Origin of the sequence: Nocardioides oceani, assembly GCF_030412965.1 — a bacterium.
Lineage (GTDB): Bacteria > Actinomycetota > Actinomycetes > Propionibacteriales > Nocardioidaceae > Nocardioides > Nocardioides oceani.
This window is the reverse complement of the sequence record NZ_JAUHJQ010000003.1, coordinates 1-17,079: the sequence shown is the minus strand read 5'-3', so window position 1 is coordinate 17,079 and position 17,079 is coordinate 1. Positions and strand designations below refer to the sequence as shown.

The 17,079-nt window shown below is 74.3% G+C and carries 16 protein-coding genes and 2 pseudogenes; 9 read left to right on the top strand and 9 right to left on the bottom strand.

The features are described 5' to 3' along the window. Positions 1–43: 43 nt before the first annotated feature. The 4 genes from QWY28_RS09675 to QWY28_RS09660 form a co-directional block, all read right to left on the bottom strand. Positions 44–1,051: a DUF2332 domain-containing protein gene (locus QWY28_RS09675; protein WP_300952322.1), complete on the bottom strand. Its 1,008-nt coding sequence runs from the start codon at positions 1,049–1,051 to the stop codon at positions 44–46. Between the two features lie 30 nt (positions 1,052–1,081). Beyond that, positions 1,082–2,548 carry an NAD-dependent succinate-semialdehyde dehydrogenase gene (locus tag QWY28_RS09670; protein ID WP_300952321.1) on the bottom strand — a complete coding sequence of 489 codons (1,467 nt, stop codon included), beginning with the start codon at positions 2,546–2,548 and terminating at the stop codon, positions 1,082–1,084. A gap of 203 nt (positions 2,549–2,751) precedes the next feature. Beyond that, positions 2,752–4,683, bottom strand: a complete 1,932-nt coding sequence (locus QWY28_RS09665) for a penicillin-binding transpeptidase domain-containing protein (RefSeq protein ID WP_300952320.1) — start codon at positions 4,681–4,683, stop codon at positions 2,752–2,754. 25 nt (positions 4,684–4,708) lie between these two features. After that, complete coding sequence (locus tag QWY28_RS09660) at positions 4,709–5,161, bottom strand: MerR family transcriptional regulator (RefSeq protein WP_300952319.1); 453 nt, start codon at positions 5,159–5,161, stop codon at positions 4,709–4,711. 27 nt (positions 5,162–5,188) lie between these two features. On the opposite strand from QWY28_RS09660, the gene QWY28_RS09655 reads away from it, so the two are divergent. Further along, positions 5,189–6,085, top strand: coding sequence for an NAD(P)/FAD-dependent oxidoreductase (locus QWY28_RS09655; RefSeq protein ID WP_300952318.1), 897 nt, complete (start codon positions 5,189–5,191; stop codon positions 6,083–6,085). Positions 6,086–6,193: 108 nt separating this feature from the next. On the opposite strand, the gene QWY28_RS09650 is transcribed toward QWY28_RS09655, so the two are convergent. Beyond that, complete coding sequence (locus QWY28_RS09650) at positions 6,194–7,909, bottom strand: DEAD/DEAH box helicase (protein ID WP_300952317.1); 1,716 nt, start codon at positions 7,907–7,909, stop codon at positions 6,194–6,196. A 258-nt stretch (positions 7,910–8,167) separates the two neighbouring features. Here QWY28_RS09650 and QWY28_RS09645 point away from each other — a divergent pair, with 258 nt between their 5' ends. From QWY28_RS09645 to QWY28_RS09620, 6 genes and pseudogenes are all read left to right on the top strand, one after another. Continuing rightward, on the top strand, positions 8,168–8,305 hold the full coding sequence (locus tag QWY28_RS09645; protein WP_300952316.1) for a hypothetical protein: 138 nt from the start codon (positions 8,168–8,170) through the stop codon (positions 8,303–8,305). Positions 8,306–8,435: 130 nt separating this feature from the next. Beyond that, entirely contained in the window at positions 8,436–9,044 is a 609-nt protein-coding gene (locus tag QWY28_RS09640) for a YceI family protein (RefSeq protein ID WP_300952315.1), read from the top strand. A gap of 184 nt (positions 9,045–9,228) precedes the next feature. Next, positions 9,229–9,426 (top strand): annotated as a pseudogene (locus tag QWY28_RS09635) (GNAT family N-acetyltransferase); the annotation flags it as partial. A 127-nt stretch (positions 9,427–9,553) separates the two neighbouring features. Then, entirely contained in the window at positions 9,554–10,066 is a 513-nt protein-coding gene (locus QWY28_RS09630; RefSeq protein ID WP_300952645.1) for a GNAT family N-acetyltransferase, read from the top strand. Continuing rightward, positions 10,066–10,974: a GNAT family N-acetyltransferase gene (locus tag QWY28_RS09625; protein ID WP_300952644.1), complete on the top strand. Its 909-nt coding sequence runs from the start codon at positions 10,066–10,068 to the stop codon at positions 10,972–10,974. Before QWY28_RS09630 ends, QWY28_RS09625 begins: the two co-directional genes overlap by 1 nt. Further along, on the top strand, positions 10,971–11,927 hold the full coding sequence (locus QWY28_RS09620) for an LLM class flavin-dependent oxidoreductase (protein ID WP_300952314.1): 957 nt from the start codon (positions 10,971–10,973) through the stop codon (positions 11,925–11,927). Before QWY28_RS09625 ends, QWY28_RS09620 begins: the two co-directional genes overlap by 4 nt. A 130-nt stretch (positions 11,928–12,057) precedes the next feature. Here the strand turns inward: QWY28_RS09620 and QWY28_RS09615 are convergent, their stop codons facing one another. Further along, positions 12,058–12,666 carry a hypothetical protein gene (locus QWY28_RS09615; protein ID WP_300952313.1) on the bottom strand — a complete coding sequence of 203 codons (609 nt, stop codon included), beginning with the start codon at positions 12,664–12,666 and terminating at the stop codon, positions 12,058–12,060. Next, positions 12,663–13,649: a hypothetical protein gene (locus QWY28_RS09610; protein WP_300952312.1), complete on the bottom strand. Its 987-nt coding sequence runs from the start codon at positions 13,647–13,649 to the stop codon at positions 12,663–12,665. The genes QWY28_RS09615 and QWY28_RS09610 overlap by 4 nt, the downstream gene beginning before the upstream one ends. 218 nt (positions 13,650–13,867) lie before the next feature. On the opposite strand from QWY28_RS09610, the gene QWY28_RS09605 reads away from it, so the two are divergent. Continuing rightward, on the top strand, positions 13,868–14,107 hold the full coding sequence (locus QWY28_RS09605; RefSeq protein ID WP_300952311.1) for a hypothetical protein: 240 nt from the start codon (positions 13,868–13,870) through the stop codon (positions 14,105–14,107). A gap of 176 nt (positions 14,108–14,283) precedes the next feature. On the opposite strand, the gene QWY28_RS09600 is transcribed toward QWY28_RS09605, so the two are convergent. Together QWY28_RS09600 and QWY28_RS09595 are read right to left on the bottom strand one after the other, a co-directional pair. Further along, positions 14,284–15,636, bottom strand: a complete 1,353-nt coding sequence (locus QWY28_RS09600) for a hypothetical protein (RefSeq protein WP_300952310.1) — start codon at positions 15,634–15,636, stop codon at positions 14,284–14,286. A gap of 47 nt (positions 15,637–15,683) precedes the next feature. Then, entirely contained in the window at positions 15,684–15,779 is a 96-nt protein-coding gene (locus QWY28_RS09595) for an acyl-CoA dehydrogenase family protein (protein ID WP_300952309.1), read from the bottom strand. A gap of 133 nt (positions 15,780–15,912) precedes the next feature. Here QWY28_RS09595 and QWY28_RS09590 point away from each other — a divergent pair. Next, positions 15,913–16,964, top strand: a pseudogene (locus tag QWY28_RS09590) (IS3 family transposase); the annotation flags it as partial. Between the last annotated feature and the right edge of the window lie 115 nt (positions 16,965–17,079).

Below are 17,079 nucleotides of genomic sequence, written 5' to 3'. Positions count from 1 at the left end.
GCTCCTTCCCCTCCCGGCGCCGCCTCAATCCACCTCGCGGCGCTCACAGCCACGTCAGCGACCGGCCGTGGCCGTGCGTCCAGGCGACGGCCCGGCCGTCGACGCCGAGCACGAACGTCGGGGTGTCGGGCGGCGTCGGCCCGGTGGCCGTCACCCGGGGCAGCACGCCGGGTGCCTCGTTGCTGACCCAGTGGCAGGCGCCGGCCGCGACCAGGCCGGTCATCAGCTCGTGGAAGCGCTCCCGGTCGGGCGCGGACAGGTAGGCGGCCACGGCGCTGTGGAAGACGACCACCGGCCCGTGGGCCGCGGCCTCCTCCACCAGCGGCGGGAGGTCGGTGAGCAGGTCGCCCGCGCGCAGGTCCGGCGGCTCGGCGCGGGCCACCTCGACGGCGCGGGCCAGCAGCTCGCGGCGGTCGGTGTGCTCGGGCCACACCAGCGTCGCCAGCCAGGCCGCCGTGTCGGGGTCGGAGACGTCGAGCGGGTGGAGGTCCAGCCCGCCGCGCCAGGCCACGGACGGCGGGAGCGCCGGGTACGGCGGCGGGCCGGCCGCGTCGGCGTGCAGCTCGACGGTGCAGGTCAGCTCGCCGGCGCCGGCCAGCGGCGCCTCGGCCAGGGTCCGGCCGTCCGGCGCGGTCCACCGGTAGCCCCAGCGGTCCGGGAAGAGGCACAGACCCGCGCTCGCGCCGACCTCGAGGAGCGCCACCGGCTCGTCCAGCCCGAGGGCCGCGAACGCCGGGACGAGGGTCGCCAGGCGACGTACCTCGTTGGTCTGGGTGCGCCGCTCGAGCACCGTCGCGCGCACCCGCGCGGAGGCCGGCCCGAGCAGCGCCTCGCGGAGCGCGGCGTACGGCCCGGGAGCGGGTACGCCGTGCCACCGGGCCGCGGCGAGCACGAGGTTGGGCTGGGCCTTCCCGGCGGGCAGGTCGGCCAGCCAGGCCAGCACCTCGGGGTCCTCGGCGACGGCGAGCGCCCAGTCGCGGAAGCACGGGGAGTCGGCGGCCTCGTCGGCGAAGCGGCGGTACTGCTCGCGCGGCTCGGCGTACGGCTCCATGGCCGCATCCTGGCACCGAGCGGGAGCCGCTCAGCCGGCGGGCAGCGCGACGTACGTCGTCTCGAGGTACTCCTCGATCCCCTCGAAGCCGCCCTCGCGGCCGAACCCGCTCGCCTTGATCCCGCCGAACGGCGCGGCCGGGGTGGAGATCAGCCCGGTGTTGACGCCGACCATGCCGAACTCCAGCGACTCCGCCAGCCGGATCGTGCGCGCGAGGTCGCGGGTGAAGACGTAGGAGGCCAGGCCGTACTCGGTGTCGTTGGCCTTCGCGACGGCCTCCTCCTCGGTGGTGAACGTCGTGATCGGCGCGACCGGGCCGAAGATCTCCTCGGCGTTGATCGCGGAGTGCTGCGGCACGTCGAGCAGGACCGTCGGGGTGAAGAAGTAGCCGGGACCCTCGTGCGGCTCGCCGCCGACCAGCACCCGGGCGCCGTCGCGGACGGCGTCCTCGACCAGTCCGCCGACCGACGTGACCGCCGACTCGTCGATGAGCGGGCCGACGTCGGTGCCCTCGTCCTGGCCGCGGCCGAGCCGCAGCGCGCCCATCCGCTCGGCGAGGCGGCGGCCGAACTCCTCGGCCACGTCGGCGTGCACGAGGAACCGGTTGGCCGCAGTGCACGCCTCGCCCATGTTGCGCATCTTCGCGACCATCGCGCCGTCGACCGCGGCGTCGAGGTCGGCGTCGCCGAAGACGAGGAACGGCGCGTTGCCGCCGAGCTCCATGCTCACCCGCTGCAGCCGCTCGGCCGACTGGCGCACCATGATCCGGCCGACGGCGGTCGAGCCGGTGAAGGAGACCTTCCGCAGCCGGTCGTCGGCCTGCAGCGCCTCGCTGATCTCCGCGGCGGCGGTCGAGGGCACGACGTTGAGCACGCCGTCGGGCAGGCCGGCCTCGGCGAGGACGGCGGCCAGCGCGAGCATGGTCAGCGGGGTCTGCGCGGCCGGCTTGACGACCATCGTGCAGCCCGCGGCGATGGCCGGGCCGATCTTGCGGGTGCCCATGGCGAGCGGGAAGTTCCACGGCGTCACGAACAGGCAGGGCCCGACCGGCTTCTTCAGCGTCAGCAGCCGGCTGCCGCCGGCGGGGTTGGCCATGTAGCGGCCGTGGATGCGCACGGCCTCCTCGGAGAACCAGCGGAAGAACTCGTTGCCGTAGGCCACCTCGCCCTTGGCCTCCGCGACGGTCTTGCCCATCTCCAGGCTCATCAGCAGGGCGAAGTCGTCGGCCCGCTCGGCGACCAGCTCGAAGGCCCGGCGCAGGATCTCGCCACGCTCGCGCGGGGCGGTGCGGGCCCAGTCGGCCTGCGCCGCGACGGCCGCGTCGAGCGCGGCGACCGCGTCGTCGACCGTGGCGTCGGCGACGTCGGTGAGCACCGAGGCGTCGGCCGGGTCGAGGACCTCGAAGCGTGCGCCGGACCCGGCCGGGCGCCACCGGCCGCCGATGAGGAGGTCGCGGTGGTGGTCGTCGAGCAGGGGCAGGCGGTCTGGTCCGGTCATGACGTGAAGCCTGTCACCTCGACGTCTTGCGCCAAATCGCTGACACGTCCCGGACGCCGTGGAATGCTCGTGCATGTCGACTTCGGAGGGAGCACCGAGAAGACGGCACTGAACCCCTTGCCGACCCCATGCGGCGAGGGGTTCTCCCTTGTCCGGCCGCGGTCCCCCACTCCTCGGCCGGCCGTCGGTCCGCCGGCTCGGTCTCAACCCCCGAGCCGGCGGGCCGTCCTGAGGAACTCCTCCAGCAGCGGCCCGGCCGTGCTGGACCCCGACGCCCCGCGCTCGACGAGGACCGCGACGGCCAGGTCGCCCTGGGCCGCGACCATCCACGCGTGGGTCGCGATCCGGCCGCCGTCCTCGAACTCGGCCGTGCCGGTCTTGGCGAGCACCGGCGGCCCCGGCACGTCGGCGAGCTGCGCCCCGCTGCCGTCGGTGACCACCGAACGGAGCAGCGACCGCAGGGCGTCCGCCTCGGTGGCCTGCAGCGGCGCGACGCCCTCGGGGACCGACACCTCGACCTGCTCCAGCAGCCGCGGCACGACCGTCGCGCCCTGCTGCACGCTCGCCATCACCGTCGCCATCACCATCGGCGAGGCCAGCACCCTGCCCTGGCCGATGAGGTCCGCCGCCGCCTGGGTCTGCGACGCGGGCGGCTCGACGCTGCCGAAGTACGCCGGGAAGCCGAGGTCGTGGTCGAGGCCGAGGCCGAGGGAAGCGGCCGCCTCGAGCAGCGCGTCACCGGAGCCATCGCGATCGAGCCGGTCGCGCTGGGAGATGAAGGCGGTGTTGCAGCTGTGCGCCACCGCGGTGCGCAGCGGGACCGGGCCCAGCGCCGAGGCGGGGTAGTCGGAGTAGTTGGTGAAGCGCCGACCGTCCACCTCGAGCGTCGGGGTGCACGGGACGGTCGTGCCGGGCTCGAGGCCGGCGCGCAGCAGGGCGAGGCTGGTGACCGTCTTGAACGTCGAGCCGGGGGCCAGCTGGCCGTACGTCGCCAGGTTGAGGCCGTCGTTGCCCGGGCCGTTGGCGACCGCGAGGAGCGCGCCGTCGCTCGGCCGGACCGCGACGAGGGCGCTGCCGGGGCGCACGTCGGCGAGCACCGCCTCGGCCGCGGACTGCAGGTCGACGTCGAGGGTGAGGACGAGCTCCTCGCCCGGCGTCGCCTCGACGCGGAACAGCTCGCGCTCCTCCCCGCCGGGGCCGATCGCGTCGACCACGACGCCCGGCTCGCCGCGCAGCTGGTCCTCGTAGCGCGCCTGCAGGCCCGACAGGCCGGCCTGGTCGCCGGGCCGGAGGGTCGGGTCCTCGGCGACCATCTCGGCGGTCACCTCGCCGACCGAGCCCAGGACGGGCGCGGCGAACTCCCGGGTCGGTGCGAGCGGGCGCTCGCCGGGGATGGCGATGACGCCGCGCAGCGGGCCGGTCGAGGCGACCAGCCCCGCCGGCACCTCCTCGCGCCGGTAGGTGATCGCCTCGACGAACGCCTGGTCCCCCGCCGCTCGCACCCGCGCGGCGTACGCCTCGGCGTCGACGTCGACCAGGCCGGCCAGCGCACGGGCGTCGGCGACCGCCTGCCGCTTCGGGACGCGGGCTCGGTCGACCCCGTAGGAGACGACCGGCCGGTCGGTGACCAGCGCCAGCCCGCGGGCGCCGGTGATGTCGCCGCGGGCGGCCCGGATGGTCGTCCGCTCCAGCACCGCGCCGTCCTCGAGCCCCGGGTGGACCAGCGAGGGCAGCCACACCGCCCGCCACGCGCCGTCGAGGTCCATCAGCGCCACCTCGGACTCATAGCTCCACCCGCCGTCGACGCCCTCGAGCACCGGCCAGGTCCAGGTCAGGGTGGCGGTGGCGGCGCCCTCCTCGGTCTCGGTGACCTCGCCGACCTCGACGGCCGGCGTCGGGCCGTCCTCGCCGGTGGCGAGCCCGGCGACCACCTCGTCGTACGCCGCCTGCGCCTGGTCGTCGGTGACGGTCGTGAACGCCACCCCGGTCAGCTCGCCGGCGGCCAGCCCAGCGGCGAGCTCCGCCGCGGCCTCCTCGGGCCCCGGCCCGTCCCCGTCGTCGTCGCCGGCCGTGCAGCCGGTCGTGGCCGCCCCCAGCAGGAGGACGGTCGTGGCGAGGCTCCCGAGACGGCGCATGCGGACCCTTCTACCAGTCCGCGCGTCAGCCGAGCATCGCGTGGATCTCGTGGCCGGTGGGGAAGGCGTCGAGCTTGCCCTCGACCAGGTCGGTCACCGCGGCCTTGAAGCGCGGGCAGGTGGCGATGTCGTGGGCCCCGCAGCGCAGCGCGTGCTCGGTCATCTCCCGCGAGCGCTCCATCTCCCTCATCCGCCGGTCGAGGTCGTCGAGGTGTGCCTGCAGCACGACCTGGCGGTCCTCGGCCTCGGCGTCGAGCATCACCGCGATCTGCTCCAGGCTCATGCCCGCGGCCTTGCTGCGGATGATCACTGCGACGCGGACCACCTCGTCCTGGCCGTAGCGGCGCCGGCCCGCCGCGTCCCGGGCCGGGGTGAGCAGCCCGACGTCCTCCCAGTGCCGCAGGACGTGGGTCGCCAGGCCGAACCGGCCGGCCAGATCGCCCACGGACCACCGCTGGACGCGCTCGCTTGACTTCATGTCGACATGAACTCACAGACTGCCGACATGGACAAGTCACAGACCCCGTTCGACGCCGTCGTCATCGGCGGTGGCCCCGCCGGCCTCCAGGCCGCCCTCACCCTCGGCCGCGTGCACCGGTCGGTGCTGCTGCTCGACAGCGGCCGCTACCGCAACGCCACCGTCGACGCGATGCACAACTTCCTCAGCCACGACGGCACGCCGCCCGCGGACCTGCGCGCGGCCGCCCGCGCCGAGCTGGCGGCGTACGACACCGTCGACGTGCGCGACGCCGCGGCCGAGCGGGTCGCCCAAGTCGGCGACGGCTTCCGCGTCGAGCTCGCCGGCGGCCCCACCGTGCGGGCGCGCGGGCTGGTGCTCGCGACCGGCCTGCGCGACACGCTCCCCGACAAGCCCGGGCTGGCCGAGCTGTGGGGCCGGGAGGCGGCGCACTGCCCGTTCTGCCACGGTCATGAGTACGCCGGCCGGCCGGTCGCCCTGCTCGGCGCCGGCCCGGCCGCGGGCCACCTGTCGCGGATCATGGCGCCGGTGGCGTCGCGCCTGGCCGTGCTCGCCGACGGCGGCCCGGTCGAGGCCGACCTGCCGGCCGGGGTCGAGGTGCGGACCGAGCCGGTCGCCGGGTTCTGCCGCAGCTCCGGCGGGGCGACCGTCACCTTCGCCGACGGCTCGACCGAGGACTACGCCGGCGTCTTCGTCGTGCCGGTCAGCGCGCAGGCGGCGCCGTTCGCCGAGCAGCTGGGGCTGGCCACCCTGCCCTCGGGCGGCGTCGAGGTCGACGTCATGGGCCGCACCAGCCTCCCCCGGGTCCACGCCGCCGGCGACATGGCGCACGTCGCCGCGCTCCCCATGGCGATGGCCTCGGTGCTCATCGCGGCCGCCTCCGGCCAGGTGGCCGCGTCCGCGATGGTGGCGGCGCTCCTCTAGCGACCCTGGTGTCGCTCCACACGGCGTACACCGCGTGTGGAGCGACCACAAGATCGCTGAAGACCCCCCACGGCAGCCCCGGAGCGGCCACCGAGCAGCGAGTCGCCGTCAGCCCTTGTGACGCGGCTTGCGGGCCGGGCGGGCCGGGCCGTTGTCGGGCTGGAGCTCGATGAGCTTGCCGGAGATCCGGGTCTCCTCGAGCTTCTTGAGCACGGTCGGCGACAGGTCTGCGGGCAGCTCGACGAGCGAGAAGTCCGGGCGGATCTGGATGTGGCCGAAGTCGGCCCGCTGCAGGCCGCCCTCGTTGGCGATCGCGCCGACGATCTGGCGCGGCTCGACCTTGTGCCGCTTGCCGACGTTGATGCGGTACGTCGCCATGGGGACGTCGGTGCGACCGCGCGGGCGGCGCTCGCCCCGGTCGGGTCGGTCGCCCCGGTCCTTGCGGTCGGGGCGGTCGTCGAGGCGCTGCGGGCGCACCTCGGCGGCGGGGTCGAGCAGCAGCGGGGTGTCGCCCTGGGCCACGACGGCGAGCGCGGCGGCCACGTCGACCTCGGGCACGTCGTACTCCTTGACGTAGTGCCCGATGATGTCGCGGAACTTCTCGATCCGGTCGGTCTGGCCGAGCGCCTCGGTGATCGCGTCGTCGAAGCGCGAGAGCCGGGTGGCGTTGACGTCGTCGACGTTCGGCAGCGGCATCTGCGTGAGCGGCTGCTTGGTCGCCTTCTCGATGTGCTTGAGCAGGTAGCGCTCGCGCGGGGTGACGAACGAGATCGCGTCGCCGGTCCGGCCCGCGCGGCCGGTGCGGCCGATGCGGTGGACGTAGGACTCGGTGTCGGTCGGGATGTCGTAGTTGACGACGTGGCTGATCCGCTCGACGTCGAGGCCGCGGGCGGCGACGTCGGTGGCGACGAGGATGTCGAGCTTGCCGGACTTCAGCTGGTTGACGGTGCGCTCGCGGACCGCCTGCGCGACGTCGCCGTTGATCGCGGCGGCGGAGAACCCGCGGGCCCGCAGCTTCTCGGCGAGCGTCTCGGTCTCGTGCTTGGTGCGGACGAAGACGATCATCCCCTCGAAGTTCTCGACCTCGAGGATGCGCGTGAGGGCGTCGACCTTCTGCGGGTAGCTGACGAGCAGGTAGCGCTGGGTGATGTTCGCGGCCGTCGTGGAGCTCGCCTTGACGGTGATCTCCTGCGGGTCGCGCAGGTAGCTCTTGGACAGCCGGCGGATCTGCGCGGGCATCGTCGCGGAGAACAGCGCGACGTTCTTGTCCTCGGGCGTGCTCGCGAGGATCGTCTCGACGTCCTCGGCGAAGCCCATGTTGAGCATCTCGTCGGCCTCGTCGAGCACGAGGAACCGCAGCTCGGAGAGGTCGAGCGTGCCCTTCTCCAGGTGGTCCATGATCCGGCCGGGCGTGCCGACGACGACGTGGACGCCGCGACGCAGGGCGGAGAGCTGTACGCCGTACGCCTGGCCGCCGTAGACCGGCAGGACGTGGACGCCCTTGAGGTGCGCGGCGTACCGCTCGAACGCCTCGCACACCTGGAGCGCGAGCTCACGGGTGGGGGCGAGCACGAGCGCCTGCGGCGTCTTCTGCTTGAGGTCGAGCTGGCTGAGGATCGGCAGCGCGAACGCGGCGGTCTTGCCGGTGCCGGTCTGCGCCAGGCCGACGACGTCGCGCCCGGCGAGCAGCGGGGGGATGGTGGCGGCCTGGATGGGCGACGGGGTCTCGTACCCGACGTCCTTCAGCGCGCGCAGGACGGAGTCGTCGAGGCCCAGGTCCGCGAAGGTGGTCGTGGGGGCAGGGGCGTCGTCGGTGGTGCTCACCCTCCCCACCGTAGAGGTTCCGCGCTCCGGGCCGTTCTTCCGCAGCGCGGTGCGCTGGGTCACCGCCCCGTCCGGCCTCCCGGGCCCCGCCTACGGCCCCGAGCGGGTCGCGGGAGCGAGAACCCCGCCGCTGCGCCTCCTCGCGCCACCAGGTGGGGGAAGCACGCCGCGTCGTGCGTTTGCTGGCGCCTCCAGTGGGGAAGAGGTAGCATCGGTGAACAGAAAGTGAACAGGAGGTGTCCCATGCAGGAACCACAGGTGTCCCCCACGTCCCGGACCCGACCCGTGCAGCGCTGGGTGCCCGTCGTCGACGAGCACGGGCGCACGCGCCTGGAGTCCCGCTGGAGCGTCGCTCCGGCGCCGGTGACGTACGCCGCGGCATCCGCCGCCGCCTGACCGCTCCGACCCTGTGGTCCAGACCACAGGGGCGCCCCGGGAATGGAACCGGACCCCGGTCCGTTCTGGTGGTTGAATTCTGAACGACTTTCGTCGTCCAGCCTCCACCACCACCTCCCGAGGAGCACCCGTGAGCATCTTCAGCCGCAAGTCCGAGACCGTCGCCGCCGAGCCGGTCTTCAACCCCGCCACCGCCGCCGTCGCCGACATCACCGGCGACTACACCATCGACGCCTCGCACAGCCGGATCGGCTTCAGCGCCCGCCACGCGATGGTCACCACCGTCCGCGGCGCGTTCAAGGAGTTCGAGGGCACCGCGCACATCGACGCCGCGAACCCGTCGGCCTCGAACGTCTCGCTGACCATCACGACCGCCAGCATCGACACCGGCTCCGCCGACCGCGACGGCCACCTGGTCTCCGCCGACTTCTTCGACGCCGAGGCGAACCCGACGATCACCTTCCGCTCGACCAAGGTCGAGAAGGTCGACGACGACACCTGGGCGATCACCGGCGACCTGACCATCAAGGGCGTCACCAACGCCGTCACCGTCGCGTTCGACGAGACCGGCTCCGCGCAGGACCCCTTCGGCAACCTCCGCGTGGGCTTCGAGGGCGGCACCGCGATCAACCGCAAGGACTGGGGCCTCACCTGGAACGCCGCGCTCGAGACCGGCGGCGTCCTCGTCTCGGAGAAGATCAAGCTCGAGTTCGACGTCTCGGCGATCAAGAACGCCTGAGCCACCGCTCGACCAGCACCACCCAGCACCACCCAGCACCACCCCGGACGGGGCCGCTCCCGAGAAAAGGAGCGGCCCCGTCGGTCGTCCCCGTGGTCTCATCTCCGGCGTGCAGATCACGCTCCCGGCCGGCCTCGCCGCCCGCCCGCTGGTGCCGGAGGACGCCCGCGCGGTCTTCGAGGTGATGGCGGCCTCCGAGCTGGCCGACCTCGGGCAGGTGGTCATCGAGGAGTCCGACATCGTCGCGGACTGGCAGCGGCCGTCGTACGACCTCGCCGCCCGATCGCTCGGTGTCCTCGACGGCGACCGGCTGGTCGCCTGCGCCGAGCTGACCCACGTCGACCGCGCCGACGTCGCGGTCCACCCCGACGTCCGCGGCCGCGGCATCGGCACCGCGCTCGCCGCGTGGGTGCGCGCGACCGCCCGCGGGCTCGGTGCGAGCGTCGTCGGGCAGCCCGTGCCCGAGGGCTTCCCCGGGCGACCGGCTCCTGGCCTCGCTGGGCTACGAGGTGCGGTGGACCAGCTGGGTGCTGCAGCTGCCGCCGGGCCGCACCGTCCCCGACCGCCCCCTACCTCCGGGGCACGCTGTCCGCGCGGCGCGCGAGGACGAGCGCGAGGCCGCCTGGACGGTCGTGGAGGACGCCTTCCTGGAGTGGTCGGTGCGCGAGCGGCAGTCCTTCGAGGACTTCGCCGCCACCGTGTGGCAGCGGCCCGGCTTCGAGCCGTGGCACCTGCGCGTCGTCACCGACGCCGACGGGGACGTCGTCGCCGTCGCCTCCCTGCACGTCAACGAGGAGTGGGCGTACGTCGACAAGCTGGCCACCCGCGCCGACCGCCGCCACCGCGGGCTGGCCCAGGCGCTGCTCGCCGACTGCTTCGCCGTCGGGCGCGAGCACGGCGCGCCCCGCGCCGAGCTGTCCACCGACTCGCGCACCGGGGCGCTCGACCTGTACCTCAAGGTCGGGATGGAGACCACGTCGGTGTGGGTCAACCGTGCCGCCGACCTGACGAGGACCGACTGATGCAGCTGCCCGCCGGGCTCACCGCCCGCCCCCTGACCCTCGAGGACGCCGAGGCCGTCCACGCCGTCGTCGCCGCCGAGGAGGTCGTCGACCTCGGCGAGGCCGAGCTGACGCTCGAGGACGTCGTCGCGGACTGGCAGCGGCCGTCGTACGACGTCGCCGCGAGCACCGTCGGCGTCTTCGACGGCGACCGGCTGGTCGCCTACGCCGACCTCTCCGCCCCCGACGTCGCCTACACCGCCGTCCACCCCGACGAGCGCGGGCGCGGCATCGGCACCGCGCTGGCCGGCTGGGTCCAGGAGCGGGCTCGCGCCGCCGGCTCGACGCGCGTCGGGACCCAGGTGCCCGAGGGCAGCGCCGCCGACCGGCTGATGGCCGACCTCGGCTACGAGGTGCGCTGGACCGCCTGGGACCTCGAGCTGCCCGAGGGCGCCGAGATCGAGGCCCGGCCGCTGCCCGCGGGCTACGGCCTGCGCGACGCCACCGAGGCCGACCGCGAGGCGGTGTGGACGCTGGTCGAGGACGCGTTCCTCGAGTGGTCCGAGCGCGAGCGGATGCCGCTGGCCGACTTCGGCGCCCGCGTCTGGGACCGCCCCGGCGCCGAGCCGTGGAACCTCCGCCTGCTCCTCCACGGCTCCGGCGCGACCGCCGAGCTCGTCGGGGCGACGCACGTCTTCCTCGCCGGGGACGCGGCGTACGTCGCCCGCGTGGCCGTCCGCCCCGACCACCGCGGCCGGGGGCTCGCGCCCGCGATGCTCGTCGACGCGTTCGGCCGCGCCCGCGAGCACGGCGCCGCGCGCTGCTACCTCTCGACCGACACCCGCGCGGGGGCACGCGGGCTCTACGAGAAGGTCGGCATGGTCGTGTCCTCGACGTGGGTCAACCGGAGCGTCACCCTGGAGCCATGACCACCTTCGTCACCCGCTACGACTTCCGCGTCCCGGGCGGCGACGCCGCCACCCGGCAGGAGGTCTACGCGCGGTCGCTCGAGCAGGCGGCGTACGTCGACGCGCACGGCCACGACGCGATCATGCTCTCCGAGCACCACGCCTCCGACGACGGCTACGTGCCCTCGCCGATGCTGGTCGCCTCCGCGATGGCGGCGGTGACCACGCGGGTGCCGATCACGATCGCGGCGCTGCTGGTCAACCTGCACGACCCGCTACGGCTCGCCGAGGACATCGCGGTGCTCGACCACCTGGCCGCGGGGCGGGTGGGCTTCACGTTCGGGCTGGGCTACCGCGAGGTGGAGTACGCGCTGTTCGACCGGCCCTGGCGCACCCGCGGCCGCGACATCGAGGAGCGGATCACCACGATGCTCGACGCGTGGGCGACCGGCCGGGTCACGCCGCGCCCGTTCAGCGACCCGCACCCGTTCCTTCTCTACGGCGGCGGCACGCCCGCGGCCGCCCGGCGCGCGGCGCGGCTCGGGCTCTCCTTCCAGCCGCAGCACGGCGACCCCGCGCTCGAGGAGGAGTACGTCGCCGCGTGCCGCGAGCTCGGCCGCGAGCCGGGTCTGGTGATCACCGCGCCGCCCGGCCCGGCGAACGTGTTCTGCGCCGAGCGGCCCGAGGAGTTCTGGGAGAGGTGGGGCCACCACCTGCTCGCCGACGCCACGGCGTACCAGTCCTGGCACGGCGACGCCGCCTCCCACGTCCTGGACAGCTCGACCACCGTCGAGGAGATGCAGGCGGCCGGCGTGTACCTCGTCTGCACCGCCGACGACCTCGTCGAGCGCATCCGCTCCCGCGAGGTCCGGCTCGTCACCAACCACCCCGCCTGCGGCGGCCTCCCCGCCGAGCCGTCGTGGGCCTCGCTGCGGCTCGTCACCGAGACGGTCATGCCTGCTGTGCGGGCGTGAGTCTCGGGGCTGCAGGCGTACCGCCCAGGTGGTACGCCTGACGTCCTGGGGCGAGGCGACGGGCCAGAAGGTGTCGCGGAGGCCCGAGACCTCCGGCCTGGTACACCCGCCGGGGTACCTCTCGCCCGGGTCAGGACTGGACGGTCGTCACGACGCTGGTGACCGACGGGCGGGGCGGGGTGGAGGAGAACCCGAAGCGCGGGGGCGGCTCCACCGGGGCGAGCGTGCCGAGGTCGGCGCCGTCGAAGGTGCCGGAGGCGGCGGTCACCGCGTGGTGGTCGGTCGCGCCGTACCACTCGCGGCGGTCGCCGGCGGCCGAGCCGCGGGTCCGCACACCGGCGAGCACGAGCCGCGCCACCGGGTCGGTGAGGGTGCAGAACGCCGGCGCGGTGGCCAGCCGGTCGGGGACGAGCCGGAGCAGGCGGCCCAGGCCCGTCCGGCCGCCGACGGCCAGGTCGAGGCGGAGCGACGCCGAGCGGACGAGCCACCGGTCGCGGTCGCCGGACCCGCCGACGACGACGGAGAACGGCTCGATCCGGACCTCGTCGAAGGTGTACGTCGCGGCGATGAAGTCCGCCGCGGCGTCGTGCGGGGCGAGGAGGACCCGGTGGCCGGCGGCCGTCTCGACCATCGCGTCGGAGAACGCGCCGAGCGGGGTGTCGTGCCAGTGCCCGACGACGATCCGGACCCCGCCGGTCGTGCCGACGCCGGCGATCCGTCCGCGGAAGCGCTGTCTCACGCGGCGCTCTCCGGCCCCGCGGGGGTCGGCGTCAGCGGGAGCGGCACCCCGGCGCGGAGCCGGGGCGGGAGGCCGGAGACGGCCACGAGCGCGGCGAAGCCGCTGATGACCTTGTCGGCGAGGGAGACGAGGAGGTTGCCGACGGCGATCGCCACCACGCTGCTGCCGGTGACGTCGAGGAAGGTGTCGACGATCAGGTCCTCGCCGTGCCCGGTGGAGCCGCCGAACATCGCCAGCAGGATCGGCACCGCGACCAGGCTGCACGCGGCCGCGACCACGAGGTTGAGGGAGAAGAACCGCAGCAGCGTCCGCCCCATCCCCCACCGGCGGACGCCGTAGCCCCACACCAGCGCGCCGGCCACGTTGACCAGCACGAACGGGATCGACGCCACCCCGCTCGGCACCACCCCGGCGAGGTTCGTGACGACCGCGACCGCCACGCCGTACCACGGCCCGAGCGCGAGCGCGGCCGCCGCCGTCCCCACCATGTCGAGGTAGATCGGCAGGTCGAAGAGGTCGACGAAGGTGCGGCCCAGGACGTTCGCGACGACGAAGGCGGCGAGGAGGAGCAGGGCGGTGCGCCGCGGCACGCGGCCCTCCGCCGCGGGCTCCGCCACGGGCTCGACGGGCTCGACCGGCTGCACCGGCGGAACCGCTCCGACCCGCTCGACGGGCGCGGCCAGCCAGGCGTCGACCAGGGCGGGGTCGGCGTCGAGGGCGACCACGATCTCGCGGACCAGCGGGACGTTGACCCGCGCGCGGCCCGTGCGGAACGCGTCGTACACCGTGGTGCGGGCGACGCGCGCGGCGTGCTCGTCGACACCTGCGGCGGCGCGCTGGTCGGCCACGCGGCGGGCGATCTCGGCGAAGGACGGCTCCCCCGCCGCCCGCCGCAGCACCTGCAGCTCCTCGGCGAACCGGTCCCACCGGCCGCCGGCGCCCCCCGCCGTCACGGCGTGCTCGCGCGTGCGCTCGTCGGTCACCCGAGTCCCCTCCCCTGCCGTGCGCCGCGGTCCCGGCGGCGGACCCAGCGTAGTGAGACCCACACGGCTGTCCGTGGTTGTCCGGGAACGTCCGGGCGGCGGGTCGGTGGTCGGTCCGGGCGCTCGACGCCTCGGAGACTGGAGCCCGTCGGCGGGCCGCCGTGGGGGACGGCCCGCCCACCGCACGACCGCACCCGCACCGCCGAAGGAGACACCCGATGAACGACCCCCTCGACTGGCTCGACGAGGACGGCCGACGGCTGCTGGAGTCCTACCGGCGGATCGGGTGCACCGAGCACGAGGCGCGGCTCGCCGTCGCCGGCGACCTCCTCCAGCGCGCGGAGGAGCCGAGTGACGACCTCGACGAGGATGAGGTACGGCGCCGGCTCGACCTCGCGGGGCTGGCCGTGGACGAGGTGCGCGACGCCCTCGGGCTGCGGTTCGACGCGGCGAGCTGACCCGCTCGGGGCGAACGCCGCCGAACGACGGGTGGAAGTCGTCCCGGCCGCCGCGTTCCCGCAGGTCGCGCGAGCCGGACGAGGACTTCCACCAGTAGTTCGGCGAAGCGGTGCAGGGCTCGGCGCTGCTGCGGGGTCGGCGGCCGGCGCGGGCGGCACCGCCCCTCGGCACCCGATCAGTCGCGGACGACGACCTGGGCGCGGACCAGGCCGCTCCGCACGCACCCCAGCTCGCGCACGTTGACGACGGCGACGTGCCCGTGGGCGCTCGCGATGTCGAAGCGGCTGTCGCCGCACTCGTTGTCGAAGCGGTCGTCGACGAGGACCCGCTTGGGCCGCGACAGCCTCGTGCCGTCCCACGTCCGGACCTCGACGTACTGGCCGACGACCGAGGCGACCGGGTGGAGGAGGACCAGGCGATCGCGCGCGGCATGCACCTCGCCGCCGGCGGCGAGGGGGACGTGGCGCAGCGGCTTGCCACCCGACCACGGCACGACGCCCACCCGCCTGCCGCGCTCCGTCGAGAAGACCAGCTGGAGGCCGTCGAACGTGTTCGCGAGGACGGCCTCGCCCCCACGAGGGTGCACGGGCCCGGCCCGGAACGTCCTCGAGGGGCCGGCGAGACCCTGGGGGTAGCGGCGCACGGTGAGGACCCGCTCGTCGCCCTCCGAGCGCCACCAGGCGAGGACCAACGCACCGGTGTGGCGGGTCGCGACGTCGACCCCGACGGTCGCGTCGTCGACCACCGTGGTCGCACGCACGGTGCCGTCCTCGGCGACCTCGGTGAGGTCGTAGCGGGCGACGGAGCGGGTGAGGCCTGCGTCGGAGGTCAGCACCGCGTACCCGAGGTCTCCGCCGCCGGGGACGGGCACGACGCGGTGCACGGTGTTCCCGGGCAGCACGGTCGTCGGGCCGGCCACGCCGCGGGCGCTCACCACCCGCACCCGCACTCCGTCGGTGACGGGCGCCGGGTCCGACCGGGCCTGGTCCTGGGCCCACGTCACGGCGACGGAGCCGGCGTCCCCGGCCGTCACGGCGACCGTCTCCACCCGGCCCGTGGCGAGGAGCTGCTCGCCGCCGAGGCGGCCGCCGGCGCGCACGCGTCGCAGCTGCAGGCCGGCCGCGGTCTCCCACACGACGGTGGCGATCCCCTCCGTGCTGATCGCGGCGTCGACCGGCGCGTCCTCGGCCGCTCCGGAGGCGGCGTCGCCCAGCGTGAGGGTGGGACCCATCCTGCCGTCCCACTCCCGCCACCGGGCACACAGCGCACGGCGCGCGGTCGCGCCGCGCCCGCGGTTGCAGCCGAAGACCGCCAGGACCCGGCCCCCCTGGCCGACGGCCACCGCGGTGGGGAAGTCGGGCTGCAGGTGGCTGGGCGCGAGGCCCTGGGGCTGCGTCCACACCGGCCCGTCCTGCTGAGGTGCTGCTGCTGCGGGCACCGGTGCCGCCACCAGCGCCGCTGCCACCACGAGGGCTGCGAGCAGGGCCTGCACCCACGCGCCCCGCCGGTCCCGAGAGCTGTCCGTCATGGCGCGAGGCTACGTCGACCGGAGCGCCGTTCGGACCCTCCGGACGGCTACCGGATCTGCGCGCCCGAGATGGCCCGGGCGATGACGAGCCGCTGGATCTCCGAGGTGCCCTCGAAGATCGTGTAGATCTTCTGGTGTGTCACCGTCCGGGGCTCGCTGACCTGCGCAAACGCTCGTCCGGCGCGCCGGAAGCGTCGTTGCTGGCACAGAACTGACACAAAATGAAGCGCCCCAGGTTTGATGCCGCTCCTGTTTGAGTCCAGGAGGATGAGCAGCATGCCGAAGAAGATCGATCCGCAGGTCAAGGAGCGGTGCGTGCGGCAGGTGCTGGAGCACTTGCCGGAGTACTCGTCGTTGACCGCAGCCGCCGAAGTCGTCGCGCGTCGCGAGGGCCTGGGCAAGGAGACCGTGCGGCGGTGGGTGATCCAAGCTCAGGTCGATGGCGGTCAGCGTCAGGGCGCGACGAGTGATGAGCTGGCTGAGATCCGCGAGCTGAAGGCGAAGGTCCGCCGGCTCGAGGAGGACAACGAGATCCTTCGGCGGGCCTCGATTTTCTTCGCCGGGGAACTCGACCCCCGCAACCGCTGATCGTCGCGTTCATCGACGAGTTGCGGACCGAGGGCCATGCGGTCGAGTCGATCTGCCGTGTCCTGCGTGAGCAGGGCTGCCAGATCGCCGCACGGACCTACCGCGAATGGACGCGCGCCAACCGCCCGGTCGCGGCCCGCACGATCAGCGACGCCGCCGTCATCGACCAGGTCCGTGACCTGGCCTGGCGCACCGATCACGAGGGCGTGCGCCGGTTGACGCCCGAGGGCCTCTACGGGCGGCGGAAGATGACCGCGCTGGTGCGGCGTACGAGCCCTGGAGCCTCACCAGGATCGGTCGACCGGGCGATGCGATCGCTTGACCTGCAAGGGATCCGACGCTCAAAGGGCCTACGGACCACGATCCCGGGCAAGGACGGTCGACGTGCCGGTGATCTGCTCGATCGTGACTTCACCGCCCCGGCGCCGAACCGGACATGGGTCATGGACTTCACCTATGTCCGCACCTGGGCGGGGTTCGTCTACGTCGCGTTCATCCTTGACGTCTTCGCGCAACGGATCGTGGCGTGGAACGTCGCGTCGACAAAGGCGGTAGAGCTCGTGGACGTGCCGCTGAGAATGGCGCTGTGGCAGCGCGACCGCGAGGGTCGCCCGGTCGTGCCCGGAGAGCTGATCGGCCACGCGGACGCCGGGTCGCAGTACACATCCATCGCGTTCACAGATCATCTCGCCGACGCCGGCATCCGCCCCTCGATCGGCACTGTTGCCGACGCCTACGACTGCGAGCATCGTGACTGCGCCACCACCTGGGGTCTGACCCTTGCTTATGACCGGCCCTGCGGGTGCCCTCGCGTTGACGTGTCGGCCCCGGGCGGTGGCGTTCACCAGACTGCTG